The sequence below is a fragment of the Streptomyces sp. NPDC048644 genome (assembly GCF_043199105.1).
GTDB lineage: Bacteria > Actinomycetota > Actinomycetes > Streptomycetales > Streptomycetaceae > Streptomyces.
The window spans coordinates 114,650-127,119 of record NZ_JBICVO010000016.1 but is presented as its reverse complement, the minus strand read 5'-3'; the positions used below and the strand labels follow the sequence as shown (position 1 = coordinate 127,119).

At 73.3% G+C, this 12,470-nt stretch carries 10 protein-coding genes; 3 read left to right on the top strand and 7 right to left on the bottom strand.

The features are described 5' to 3' along the window. Positions 1–80: 80 nt before the first annotated feature. A complete protein-coding gene (locus ACGFNI_RS29205) occupies positions 81–1,727 on the bottom strand; it encodes a PucR family transcriptional regulator (protein WP_393687660.1) in 1,647 nt (548 codons plus the stop codon). A gap of 263 nt (positions 1,728–1,990) precedes the next feature. Here ACGFNI_RS29205 and ACGFNI_RS29200 point away from each other — a divergent pair, with 263 nt between their 5' ends. Next, on the top strand, positions 1,991–2,410 hold the full coding sequence (locus tag ACGFNI_RS29200; RefSeq protein ID WP_393687659.1) for a tautomerase family protein: 420 nt from the start codon (positions 1,991–1,993) through the stop codon (positions 2,408–2,410). Between the two features lie 37 nt (positions 2,411–2,447). Here the strand turns inward: ACGFNI_RS29200 and ACGFNI_RS29195 are convergent, their stop codons facing one another. Next, positions 2,448–4,610 carry an ATP-binding protein gene (locus tag ACGFNI_RS29195; protein WP_393687658.1) on the bottom strand — a complete coding sequence of 721 codons (2,163 nt, stop codon included), beginning with the start codon at positions 4,608–4,610 and terminating at the stop codon, positions 2,448–2,450. A gap of 226 nt (positions 4,611–4,836) precedes the next feature. Between ACGFNI_RS29195 and gabT the strand changes: the two genes are divergently transcribed. Next, the gene (gene gabT, locus ACGFNI_RS29190; RefSeq protein ID WP_393687657.1) at positions 4,837–6,186 is read left to right on the top strand and encodes a 4-aminobutyrate--2-oxoglutarate transaminase; all 1,350 of its coding nucleotides are present in this window, start codon (positions 4,837–4,839) and stop codon (positions 6,184–6,186) included. 450 nt (positions 6,187–6,636) lie between these two features. After that, entirely contained in the window at positions 6,637–7,272 is a 636-nt protein-coding gene (locus ACGFNI_RS29185; RefSeq protein ID WP_393687656.1) for a phosphatase PAP2 family protein, read from the top strand. Between the two features lie 22 nt (positions 7,273–7,294). Here the strand turns inward: ACGFNI_RS29185 and ACGFNI_RS29180 are convergent, their stop codons facing one another. The 5 genes from ACGFNI_RS29180 to ACGFNI_RS29160 all read right to left on the bottom strand — a co-directional run bounded on the left by ACGFNI_RS29180 (position 7,295) and on the right by ACGFNI_RS29160 (position 12,290). Continuing rightward, the gene (locus ACGFNI_RS29180; RefSeq protein WP_393687655.1) at positions 7,295–7,744 is read right to left on the bottom strand and encodes a hypothetical protein; all 450 of its coding nucleotides are present in this window, start codon (positions 7,742–7,744) and stop codon (positions 7,295–7,297) included. Between the two features lie 134 nt (positions 7,745–7,878). After that, a complete protein-coding gene (locus ACGFNI_RS29175; RefSeq protein WP_393687654.1) occupies positions 7,879–9,291 on the bottom strand; it encodes an NAD(P)/FAD-dependent oxidoreductase in 1,413 nt (470 codons plus the stop codon). Between the two features lie 5 nt (positions 9,292–9,296). Continuing rightward, complete coding sequence (locus ACGFNI_RS29170) at positions 9,297–10,136, bottom strand: ABC transporter permease (RefSeq protein WP_393687653.1); 840 nt, start codon at positions 10,134–10,136, stop codon at positions 9,297–9,299. Then, complete coding sequence (locus ACGFNI_RS29165; RefSeq protein WP_393687652.1) at positions 10,136–11,071, bottom strand: ABC transporter permease; 936 nt, start codon at positions 11,069–11,071, stop codon at positions 10,136–10,138. Before ACGFNI_RS29165 ends, ACGFNI_RS29170 begins: the two co-directional genes overlap by 1 nt. 55 nt (positions 11,072–11,126) lie before the next feature. Further along, positions 11,127–12,290 carry an ABC transporter ATP-binding protein gene (locus tag ACGFNI_RS29160; protein WP_393687651.1) on the bottom strand — a complete coding sequence of 388 codons (1,164 nt, stop codon included), beginning with the start codon at positions 12,288–12,290 and terminating at the stop codon, positions 11,127–11,129. Positions 12,291–12,470 lie beyond the last annotated feature (180 nt).

Genomic DNA, 12,470 nt, shown 5'->3' with positions numbered 1-12,470 from the left:
ACGGGGCGCCCCGGACCTGCCGCTCGGACTCCGGCTCTTCGGACACCGGCTCCCAGTCGCCGATTCTCAGTCGCCGGCTCTCAGTCGCCGGACGGGCCCGCGGTCGCCTTGAGGGCCAGCCACAGTTCCATCCGGACGTCCGCGTCATCCAGCGAGCGGCCCAGGATCTCCTCCACCCGCCGCATCCGGTAGCGCAGCGTGTGCCGGTGCACGCCGAGGTCGGCGGCTGCCGCGTCCCACTGGCCGTGCCGGGACAGCCAGGCGCGGAGCGAGGCCACCAGGTCGCCGCGGCCGGTCGCGTCGTGCTCACGCAGGGCGCGCAGCAGCCCGTCCGCGAAGGCGCGCACCGCGTCGTCGGCGAGCAGCGGCAGGACGGACCCGGCGGCCACGTCCTCGTGCTCGATCAGCGCCCGGCCGCGGCGGCGGGCGACGGACTGCGCCTGTTCGGCCTGGCGGTGCGCGGTGGCGGTGGCCGCGGGCCCGGTCGGCGCGGACAGGCCGATGGCGAGGCCCTCGCCGCCCTGGGCCGCTCCGCAACGCGCCGTTCGGTCGCCGCGGATCTTCGGCCGCTGCGCGAGCCGGTCGTCGGTGGCCGCGGCGTAGCGGGCGCAGGCAGCCGCCGCCGCGCCGCCGTCGGCGACCAGGGCCGTCAGCCGCTCGCCCTCGGGGACGGCGAGTACGGCCTCGCCGGTACGGGCGGCGGCCGAGTCCATGGCGTCGGCGAGCCCTTCCAGGACGGCGGACGGCGCCCGTCCCGGCAGCGCGGGGGCGTCGTCGGTGGCGAAGGACTCGGCGACCACGACCCGGAACGGCGCGTCCAGAAGCCCTCCGTAGAGGCGCCCGGCGACCGCCCGCGCGTGGTCGGGCTCGCCGGCCAGCAGCATCTTGAGCACCGCGGAGCCGAGCCGCGCCTCCGCGTCCTGGAGGGCGCGGGACCGCTCGGTGGTGAGGGTGAGCAGGGCGACGGCGGAGTGCACGGCGTAGCGCTCCGCGGTGCCCAGGGGTGCGCCGGTGCCGACGGCGAGGACGCCGCGGGCCCGCCGTCCGGTGCCCAGCGACTGGAGTTCGACGCGGTCGTCGCCGTCGGCGGCGCTGACCACGGCGCTGGCGGGGGCGGGTCGCTCGCGCAGCCGGGCGACGTCGCCGGCGAGCCGGGCGGCGCGGCGGGCGGCCCAGTCGGGGGCGGCGGCCAGGACGGCGCCCGACGCGTCGTAGAGGGCGGCCCAGCCGTCGAGGTGGGCGGCGAGCCTGGCCAGCAGTTCGGCGGGGCCTTCGGCGCTCAGCGCGGCCCGGGTCAGCTCCCGCTGCGCCTCGAATCCGGCGGTCACCGCGCGGTACTGGTCGGCGGCGACGGCGGCCGACACGGCCTTGCTGATCGCGATGAACGGGGTCCTGCGGGGCACGCCGAGCAGCGGCAGTCCCGCCGCGCGCGCCGCCGTCACGAGCGCCGGGGGCACGTCCTCGTAGTTGACGCCGACCGCGAAGCCGAGCCCGATCACCCCGGCCCGCGCGACCCGCCGTACGTAGCTGCGCGCGGTCGCCTCGTCGTCGGCGTCCAGCTTCAGCGCGGTGATCAGCAGCAGTTCGCCGCCCTCCATGTAGGGCACCGGGTCGATCAGCTCGCTGGCGTGCGCCCAGCGCACGGGTACGTCGAGGCGGTCCTCGCCTGCGAGCACGGTCAGCTTGAGCGCGGTGTGGTTGACCAGGGAGGCGAGGGTGTGCGGCATGGGACCTTCGATTGCGGCGTCGGTGCAGGGGTGCGGCGGTCGCCGTCGGGGGGTTGCGCCGTCCCGTATGAACGACTGCTGTCGATTCTGCCTCAGTGGCGGGTTGAGCGGCAGTCCCGGAACCGGCGCCGACGGGCCGGGCCCGCGCCGGGGAACCCACGGCGGAGGCCCACCGACAGGCTGTACCTACTGGTATGTACGATCGCGGCACGCGTCACGGTGCCGCGCCCTGATGCCACCACCCCGCAAGGAGGAGCACCGACATGCCCTTCGTCCGTATCGACGCACTCGGCTGCGACCGGGACCGCCTCGACGCGCTCGGCCGCGCCGTGCAGCAGGCCCTGACCGAGACCATGGGCTTCCCGCCCGACGACCTCTTCCAGGTCCTGACCGGCCACGACGGCACCCGCAGCACCCTGCGCTACGACGACTACCTCGGCATACACCGGGACGACGGCGTGGTGTACATCGCGATCACGATGCGCGCCGGCCGGCCGGACGCGCAGAAGCGGGCGCTGTACCGGCGGATCGCCGAACTCACCCACACCCACGCGGGAACGGAGCCGCGGAACGTGCTCGTCACCGTGACCGAGAACGCGTCGGCCGACTGGTCGTTCGGCCACGGGGTGGCGCAGTACGCGGCCTCACCCGGTGACGCCGGCGCGGTGCCGGTGGCGCCCTGAGGCAACCCCAGGGCGCGGGCCGCCCCGCGCCCGCCGGTCAGTCCCTGAGGTCCACCAGCACCGGCGGCGCGTGCTCGCCCCGCACCGACGTCACCGACAGCACGGCATGGCCTGGCGGGACCGCGTTGGCGAGGTCGGACGCGGACCAGCGTTCGCGTTCGACGGTGCGGACGGTGATGGCCTTGGCGGTGGCGGCCTTGCCCGTGACCAGCTGCCTGAACATGTGGAACGCCTTGCCCGCGGCGCTGTCCGCGATGATCTGACGGTCGGTCACATCACGGGTCTCCACCCACTCCTTGCCCCACACCTCGGCGAACCTGGCGCCGTCCCAGGTCGTCACGCCGGCGAAGGCCATCCGGCAGCCGACCGCGCCGAGCAGCGCGCTGCGCAGCCCTTCCGGTACGTCGTCCAGCGCGCGCAGGGTCAGCACCACACCGGCGTTGGCCGAACGCAGCCGCTGGAGGCCGCGCAGCGCCTCGGTGGTGAGGGCGGGGGCGGCCTCGTCGAGCACCAGGCAGGCGAAGAGCGAGCGGTCGGTGCGGGCCACCGCGCATTCGGTGAACTGGGCGAGGATCAGCCGGGCGAGGATCCCCGACGCCTCGGCGTGGCCGCGCTCGGGGAGTTCGATCCGGACCCGCAGCGGGTGGTCGACGGCGCGCAGCGAGACCTGGCGGGTGCGCCCCGTGGGGTCGAAGAACCCGGCGAAGGCGGGCCGGTCGAGCAGCGCGATCCGGTCGGCGAGCAGCATGCCGACGTCGCCCGCCCGCTCCGACTGCCGGGTGCGGGCGTCCAGTTCGCGCAGCAGCGACGCCGCGCCCGCGCGCTCCAGGGCGGCGCGCAGGGCGGCCGTCGGTTCCGGTGCGCCGTCCAGGAGTTCACGCAGTTCCGGGACCGAGGGGAAGCGGTCGTGGGCGGCGCGGAACGGGCCGAGGAGCTGGCCGAGCGCGGTGGCGCCGCGCCGCTGGTGGTCGGGCAGGTCGCCGACCAGGGCCTCGGCCAGTATGCCGGCCGCCTCGTCCGGGTCGGTGGTGCCGCCGTACAGGTCGAGGTCGCTGTCCTGTCCGGTGCGGCCGATGCGTACCACCACGTCGAAGGCGTCGTCCGGGCCGAGATCGGCGCCTGCCGGGCCGACGGCGACGACGGCGCACTGTCCGGCGAGCGCCTGGAGGCACATCGACTCGACGACGGGCTTGAGCACCCGGCTGGTCTTGCCGCTGCCGGAGGGGCCGACGGCCAGCAGCGAGGTGCCCAACAGGCGGGGTTCCAGGGCGAGTCCTGCGCCGCGGTGCTGCGGCGGGTTGCGCGGGTGGTCGGGCGCGACGCCGATCCGTACCTGGTGGGCGATGAGGTCGTGGTGCGCGGTCCTGCCGGGCAGGTCGCGGCGCCCCGAGGGGTGCGCGCAGGCGGCGGCGCCGTGCCGCAGGACGGTGTCGGTGAAGGAGGCGAGCGAATGGGTGCCGGACCGCACCGAGAGCCAGGCGCGCTCGATCCGGGCGACGTCGACGTCGTTCATCCGGCCCGCGCGGGCCTCGGCCGCCAGCTTGTCGGCGGCGTCCGGGGCGCCCGCGGCCCGCAGTTCGGGCCACTGGGCGCGGTCGGCGGCCGGTTCGGGCACGGTGGCGGGGACGCGCTCGCGCAGGCGGGCGACGAGCGGGCCGCCCAGCCTGCGGGCCAGCTCCCGCCAGCGGCCCAGGCGGCCGAAGACGAACACCATGAGGGCCGCGAACAGCCCGTAGTACAGGTAGGTGGCCCAGGCGAACGCGACGGTGTTGCCGCCGGCCGTCCGCCAGGAGTCCGGCGTGAACAGCAGCAGCGGCCACAGCCAGTAGCTGCCGAGGTAGTTGTTCCACAAGAGCGACCAGAGCAGCCAGCCGCACAGGAACGAGATCACCGCGCCGCTGATCAGCTGCCGCAGCGGGGCGCGTTCGGGGTCGACGGCGGCCTTCGGGCGGTGGCCGTACGTCCAGATGCCGGGGGCCGCGGCCGGGCGCGGGGTGCGCAGCCAGCGCAGCACCGGCGGTTCGGCACTCTCGTGCCGCCCGGCCACGGGTCCTGCGGCCGGCGGTGCCGTGGGCGGCGGGGGGATCGTGGGAGGCGCGGCGGGTGCCGCGGGGCGCGGCACGGTCGGTTCGGCTCGGTGCGCTCCGTGCGGTGACGGCGAAGCGGTGTGCGGTGCGTCGTGCGTGCCCTCGGTGTCCATCCGGTGCCCCTTGTCCCCCTATGTGACCTGCGTCGTTGACGGCGTGTACCCGCCGGGGTGCGGCACGCCGCCGCTCAATCTACTGGCCGCGCGCCCTCGCTATGTCCGGCGCGGACAACGCAACACGCACACTTCTCCCGAACGGAACATGCCAGACCCGGCCACCCGCCCCTAGCCTGCGAGAACAGACCTTCCGTACGTCGCCTTTCACCCCCAGGAGACTGCTATGACCGAACTGTCCGGAGGCCCCGCCCTCCCCCAGGAGCGTCGCGTCGTCACCGCGATCCCCGGCCCCAAGTCGCAGGAGCTGTGGGCGCGTAAGCAGGCCACCGTGGCGGGTGGCGTCGGTGCGGTGCTGCCCGTCTTCGTCAAGCGCGCCGGCGGCGGTGTCCTGGAGGACGTGGACGGCAACTCCCTCATCGACTTCGGCTCCGGCATCGCGGTGACCTCGGTCGGCAACAGCGCCGAGGCCGTGGTCCGCCGCGCCACCGCGCAGTTGGAAGCGTTCACCCACACCTGTGCCATGGTCGCGCCGTACGAGCCGTACATCGAGGTCTGTGAGCAGCTCGCCGAACTGACGCCAGGCGACCACGCGAAGAAGTCCGCACTGTTCAACTCCGGTGCGGAGGCGGTGGAGAACGCGGTGAAGATCGCCCGCTCCTACACCAAGCGCCAGGCGGTCGTCGTGTTCGACCACGGCTACCACGGCCGTACGAACCTCACGATGGCGCTGACCTCCAAGAACATGCCGTACAAGCAGGGCTTCGGCCCGTTCGCGCCCGAGGTCTACCGGGTGCCGCTCGCCTACCCCTACCGCTGGCTGACCGGCCCGGAGAACTGCGCGCAGGAGGCCGCCGACCAGGCCATCTCGCAGATCACCAAGCAGATCGGCGCGGAGAACGTCGCGGCGATCATCATCGAGCCGGTGCTCGGCGAGGGCGGCTTCATCGAGCCGGCCAAGGGATTCCTGCCCGCCATCGCGCAGTTCGCGAAGGAGAACGGCATCGTCTTCGTCGCGGACGAGATCCAGTCCGGCTTCTGCCGTACCGGCCAGTGGTTCGCCTGCGAGGACGAGGGCATCGTGCCCGACCTGATCACGACGGCGAAGGGCATCGCGGGCGGCCTGCCGCTGGCCGCGGTCACCGGCCGCGCCGAGATGATGGACGCCGCGCACGCGGGCGGTCTGGGCGGCACCTACGGCGGCAACCCGGTGGCCTGCGCCGCGGCGCTCGGTTCGATCGAGACCATGCGCGAGCAGGACCTGAACGGCAAGGCCCGCCGGATCGGTGAGGTCATGAAGCCGCGCCTGGAGGCGATGGCGGAGAAGTACGACATCATCGGCGAGGTCCGCGGGCGCGGCGCGATGATCGCGATCGAGCTGGTGCAGTCCGGTTCGAAGGAGCCGAACCCGGAGGCCACCGCCGCGCTCGCCAAGGCGTGCCACCAGCAGGGCCTGCTGGTCCTGACGACCGGTACGTACGGCAACGTGGTGCGGTTCCTGCCGCCGCTGGTGATCGGCGAGGGCCTGCTGGGCGAGGGCATGGACATCGTGGAGTCGGCGCTCGCCACGCTCTGACCTGCGACGGGCCCGTGACATACCGGCCCGGGGTGCGGCACTCGCCGCGCTCCGGGCCGGTGCGCGCGGTGCACGCACGGTAGGTGCCGGGTGCCGCGGCGTGAAGAAGATGTGCGGGCCCGATGGCGGCAGGGTGATCCGTCTGTCGGCCGCGGGCCGGGTGCCGTACGGTTTCTGCAGATGAGAGAAACACCCCGCTCGCAGGGGACTGCGGGCGACGCCAGGTCGGCGCTTCCCCGGCTTCGACCAGGCCGTGCCCTCGCGCACGACACCGGATCCCCCGGAAACGGGGACTCCGGGAATCCTCACCGATCGGATGGCCGCCCGCTCCACACCCCCCGGGGCGAGCGGCACCCCGGTCCGCGTGGCCGCCTCGGAATCACCCCCCCTGTTCCGAGGCGGCCTTTTTCTCTGCCGGGCCACGGCAGGTCCCGCCTGACCCCCGCCGCGGTGGCACTCGCCTGTGCGGTGGTGTTCGCGCTGCTCACCTGGCAGGTGGCGGCCCACGGCCCGCTGCGCACCCTCGACGAACGGGCCGGACGCGCGCTCGCCGCGAGTGCGCTGCCCGGACCGCTCGCGGAGTTCTTCGCCGATCTCGGCAACACCGTCGTCGCACTGCCGCTGCTGCTGGCGGCGGCGGGGTGGGCGTACTGGCGCGGCCGGAGGCCGGACGGCGCGGCAGCACCCCGCGGGTGGCTGCCGCCGCTCGCCGCGATGGTCACCCTGGCCGTGCTGCCCGCCCTCGTCGTCCCCCTCAAGCTGTGGCTCGACCGGCCTGGCCCGGCGCGGATGACCGGGGTGCACGACGGCTTCTACCCGTCGGGGCACGCCGCCACGGCCGCGGTCGCCTACGGCCTGACGGCGCTGCTGCTGATCCGCGCGCGGCGGCGACCGGGCACCGCGGCGGGCCCGGCCGTGGCCGGACCCGCCTGGGCCGCCGCGCTGCTGAACGTCTGCGTCGGCGTGGGCCTGGTGCGCCAGGGCTACCACTGGCCGCTCGACGTGCTCGCGAGCTGGTGCCTGTCCGGCGTGCTGCTCGCCCTGTGGTGCGCGGTGTGCGACCGGCGGCCGGCGGCGCGCCCCTGAGACCTGTGCCCGGACGAGTCCCCTACGGGGCGGCCCTGAGCGCCACCGCTTCGTGCAGGGCGAGTTCGAGGAGCGCCGGGTCGGTGAGGGTGCCGGTGCCGTCCGGCGGGACGATCCAGCGGACGCCGCCGGTGGCGCGGCCCGGGTAGGGGGTCACGATCCAGGTTCCGGCGCCCGCGGCGCGCACGCCGGTGCCCAGCCAGCGGCTCGCGGTCCCCGGGGGGACGAAGAAGCCCATCCGGGAGTCGCCGAAGTCGGACAGGACGGGGCCCGGCCTGTCGATCACGCGGGTGAGGACGTCGAGGGTGGGATAGCCGAGTTCGCCCTCGACGATCAGGACGTCCCAGCGTCTGCCGGCGGGGAGGAGTACGACCCCCAGCGGGTTGCGCTCCCACTCCTCGCGGCAGGCGTCGGGGTCGGGTGCCACCGCTGCCAGCCAGTCCACTGCGTTCTTCGCCCCCGCGGCGTCCATGTCTCTCCTCGTTCTCCCGGCCCGTTCGGGCCGGCTCTGACGGGGAGAGCGCGCGGGGGCGGCATCCTTACACAGGTCGGCGGGTCTTTTTCGGCACCCGGCGGCCGGGCGGTGACCCGGGGCGCGGCGGGCGGTCAGCTGTCGAAGCCGAGGCCCGCCTTGTCCATCGCCCGCAGCCACAGATTGCGGTGGCCCGCCTGCCTGTCGGCCCGGGTCATCGACCACTGGGTGATGCCGATCCCGGCCCAGCGCAGCGGCTCCGGCGGGAACGGCAGCGGTTTGCTGCGGACCATCTCCAGCTCGGTGCGTTCGGTGCGCTCGCCGGCCAGCAGGTCGAGCATGACCTCGGCGCCGAAGCGGGTGGCGCCCACGCCGAGACCGGTGTAGCCGGCGGCGTAGGAGACCCGGCCGCCGTGCGCGGTGCCGAAGAAGGCGGAGAAGCGGGCGCAGGTGTCGATGGCGCCGCCCCAGGTGTGGCTGAAGCGCAGGCCCTCCAGCTGCGGGAAGCAGCGGAAGAAGTGCCGGGCGAGCTTCTCGTACGTGGCCGGGTGATGGTCGTACTCGGCGCGCACCCCGCCGCCGTAGCGGTAGACGATGTCGTAGCCGCCCCACAGGATGCGGTGGTCGGCGGTGATGCGGAAGTAGTGGAAGTGGTTGTTGGTGTCGGACAGGCCCTGGCGGTTGTGCCAGCCGATGGCGGCGAGCTGGTCGGCGGTGAGCGGCTCGGTCATCAGGGCGTGGTCGTAGACCGGGACGATGTACGGGCGGACGCGCTTGACGAGTGAGGGGAACGCGTTGGTGCCGAGGGCGACATGGCGGGCGAAGATCCGTCCGTAGGGGGTGCGGACGGCCATGCCGGGGCCGTGGGGCGCGAGTGCGGTGCCGCGGGTGCGCTCGTAGATGCGGACGCCGAGGCCGAGGCAGGCCCGCTTCAGGCCCCAGGCGAGGCGGGCCGGGTTGAGCATGGCGACGCCGTCGCGGTCCCACAGTCCGGCGCGGAAGGTCGGCGAGTCGACCTCGGCGCGCAGGGCGTCCCGGTCGAGGAAGGTGTGCCGGTCGAGGCCGAGCCTGGCGGCGTCGTCGGCCGCCTCCTTCAACTCCGCGACCTGGTGCGGCTCGGTGGCGATGTCGATCTCGCCGGTGCGCTCGAAGGCGCAGTCGATGCCGTAGCGGGTGACGGCCTCCTCGATGGCGTCGAGGTTGCGGCTGCCGAGTTCTTCGAGGCGCGCGAGTTCGCCCGGCCAGCGGGCCAGGCCGTTGCCGAGGCCGTGGGTGAGGGAGGCGGCGCAGAAGCCGCCGTTGCGCCCGGACGCGGCCCAGCCGATCTCGGCGCCCTCGATGAGGACGACGTCGCGCTGCGGGTCGCGTTCCTTGGCGAGCAGCGCGGTCCACAGGCCGGAGTAGCCGCCGCCGACGACGAGCAGGTCGCACTGTTCGTCGCCGACCAGGGCGGGCAGCGCGGCGGGGCGGTCGGGGTCGTCGAGCCAGAAGGGGGCGGGGGTCGCGTCGGCGAGCGCGCGGACGGGGGTCATGGCAGCTCGTGCCATGTATCTCAGCTCCTCTTACGGCGGGCACCGGCCAGTTGGCCGGCGACCACGCACAACACGGCGATCAGGAACATCGCCGTTCCGATGACATTGATCTGAACGGGAGTACCCCGCTGTGCCGATCCCCAGACGAACATGGGAAAGGTCACGGTGGAGCCGGCGTTGAAGTTGGTGATGATGAAGTCGTCGAAGGACAGCGCGAAGGACAGCAGCGCGCCGGATGCGATGCCGGGCGCGGCGATCGGCAGGGTGACCCGCAGGAAGGTCTGCGCGGGCGAGGCGTAGAGGTCCTGGGCGGCCTGTTCGAGGCGCGGGTCCATGCTCATCACGCGGGCCTTGACGGCGGTGACGACGAAGCTCAGGCAGAACATGATGTGCGCGATGAGGATCGTCCAGAAGCCGAACTGGATGCCCATGTTGAGGAAGAGGGTGGCCAGTGAGGCGGCCATGACGACCTCGGGCATCGCCATCGGCAGGAAGATCAGGGTGCTGACGGACGACCGGGCGCGGAAGCGGTAGCGGGCCAGGGCGAACGCGATCATGGTGCCCAGGACGGTGGCCCCGAGGGTGGCCCAGACCGCGATCTGGAGGCTGAGGCCCAGCGAGCCGCACAGGTCGGCGACGCCGCACGGGTCGCTCCAGGCATCCAGGGAGAAGCGCTGCCAGCTGTAGTTGAAGCGGCCGTTGGGCTTGTTGAAGGAGAAGACCAGCACGACGACGTTGGGCAGGATCAGGTAGCCGAGCGTGGCGAGTCCTGCGAGCGTGACGAGGTGGCGGCGCAGCCGGCGCAGGCCGCGGTGCGGGGCACCGGCGGCCTGCGGTGCGGTGGTGTCGCGGACGGCCATCAGACCAGGTCCTCCGTCCCTGACGTGCGGATGTAGACGGTGACCATGGTGAGGATCGCCGCCATCAGGATGAAGGAGAGCGCGGCGGCCGTCGGGTAGTCCAGGACCCGCAGGAACTGCGACTGGATGACGTTGCCGATCATCTTCTGGTCAGTGGAGCCGAGCAGTTCGGCGTTGATGTAGTCGCCGGCCGCCGGGATGAAGGTGAGCAGGGTGCCGGCCACCACGCCTGGCATGGACAGCGGGAAGGTCACCCGGCGGAAGGTGGTGGAGGGCCGCGCGTAGAGGTCACCTGCGGCCTCGTGCAGCCGCGGGTCGATCCGCTCCAGCGAGGTGTAGAGCGGCAGGACCATGAACGGCAGGAAGTTGTACGTCAGTCCGCACACCACGGCGAGCGGGGTGGCGAGCACCCGGTGCCCTTCGGTGAGGCCCAGCCAATTGGTGACGTCCAGGAAGTGCAGCGCGTCGAGGGCGCCGACGACCGGGCCGCCGTCGGCGAGGATCGTCTTCCAGGCGAGCGTGCGGATCAGGAAGCTGGTGAAGAACGGGGCGATGACGAGGATCATCACGAGGTGCCGCCAGCGGCCCGCCTTGAAGGCGATGAGGTAGGCGAGCGGGTAGCCGAGCAGCAGGCAGAGCACGGTGGCCACGGCGGCGTAGGAGACGGAGCGGACGAACTGCGGCCCGTACGAGCCGAGCGCGTCCCAGTAGGTGGCGAGGTGCCAGGTGACCTTGAAGCCCTCTTCGAGCGAGCCGGTCTGGATCGACGTGGACGCCTGGTAGACGAGCGGGGCGGCGAAGAAGACGAGCAGCCACAGGATGCCGGGCAGCAGCAGCCAGTAGGGCACCAGCCGCCTGCGGGCGGGCGGGGTGCGGACGGCGGGCGGCTCGGCCTCGGGGGCGGGCGCGCCGGGCGGCGCTTCGGTGGCGGTCACACCTGCACCCCCGTACACCCGCGGTGCAGGCGCCGTCCTGCGGTGCGCTGCGCGGTCATGCGGCCTCCTCGTCGAGGTCGGCGCCGGCCCCGATGTCCTGGGCCGCGTCCAGGCCGAAGGTGTGCGCCGGGCTCCAGTGCAGCACGACGTCGGCGCCGGGTATCAGCCGTCCGTCGCGCTCGATGTTCTGCGCGTAGACGGCGAGTTCGCCCACGCCCGGCGCGGTGACGACGTACTGCGTGGAGACGCCGATGAAGCCGGCGTCCTTGATGCGCGCGGGCAGCCGGTTGCGGCCTTCGGGGAGCGCTCCGGCGTCGTCGGCGTGCGCCAGGGCCACCTTCTCCGGCCGTACGCCGGCCAGCACCTTCCCGCCGGGGCGGGCCGGGGCGCCGCACCGGCGTGCGGGCAGCCGCAGTTCGGCCCCGCCCGCCGTGAGCCGCAGCTCCTCGCCGTCCGCCGCGACGACCTCGGCCTCGATGAGGTTGGAGGTGCCGAGGAAGTTGGCGACGAAGGTGGTGGCGGGGTTCTCGTAGAGGTCGGCGGGTGCGCCGAGTTGTTCGACCCGGCCGCCGTTCATCACGGCCACGGTGTCGGCCATCGTCATGGCCTCCTCCTGGTCGTGGGTGACGTGCACGAAGGTGATGCCGACCTCGGTCTGGATGCGCTTGAGTTCCAGCTGCATCTGGCGGCGCAGTTTGAGGTCGAGGGCGCCCAACGGTTCGTCGAGCAGCAGCACTTCGGGCTTGTTGATCAGGGCGCGGGCGACCGCGACGCGCTGCTGCTGGCCGCCGGAGAGCTGCTGCGGCCTGCGGCGCGCCATGGGGCCGAGCTGGACGAGGTCGAGCATGTCATCGACCGGCTTCTTGACGGACTTGATGCCGCGGCGGCGCAGCCCGAAGGCGACGTTCTCGTAGATGTCCAGGTGCGGGAAGAGCGCGTAGTTCTGGAAGACGGTGTTGACCTGGCGTTTGTAGGGCGGCAGGGCGGTGACGTCCTGGCCGGACAGGGCCACGGTCCCGGTGGTCGGGTCCTCAAGGCCCGCGATCATGCGCAGGGTGGTGGTCTTGCCGCAGCCCGACGCGCCCAGCAGGGCGAAGAACGAGCCCGCGGGGACGGTGAGGTCGAGCGGGTGGACGGCGGTGAAGGAGCCGTAGGTCTTGCTGATACCCCGGAGGCGGACGTCGCCGCCGCTGCTCCGGGAGTTCGCGGTTGTGGTCATGTCTGCGTCCCGTGTCTCGAAGGCCGGGGCCTGTCGTTGGGTCGGGTCGGATCAGGGAGCGTGCCGGGCCCCGCGAGCCCGACCCAAACGACAGGCCCTTAAGAGCGGCGCGTGGGTGCCTGAGCGTCCGGTGGCGCTCAGGAAGTCGTCGGCGGTGACGTCCTCGGGCCGTTTGCCCGT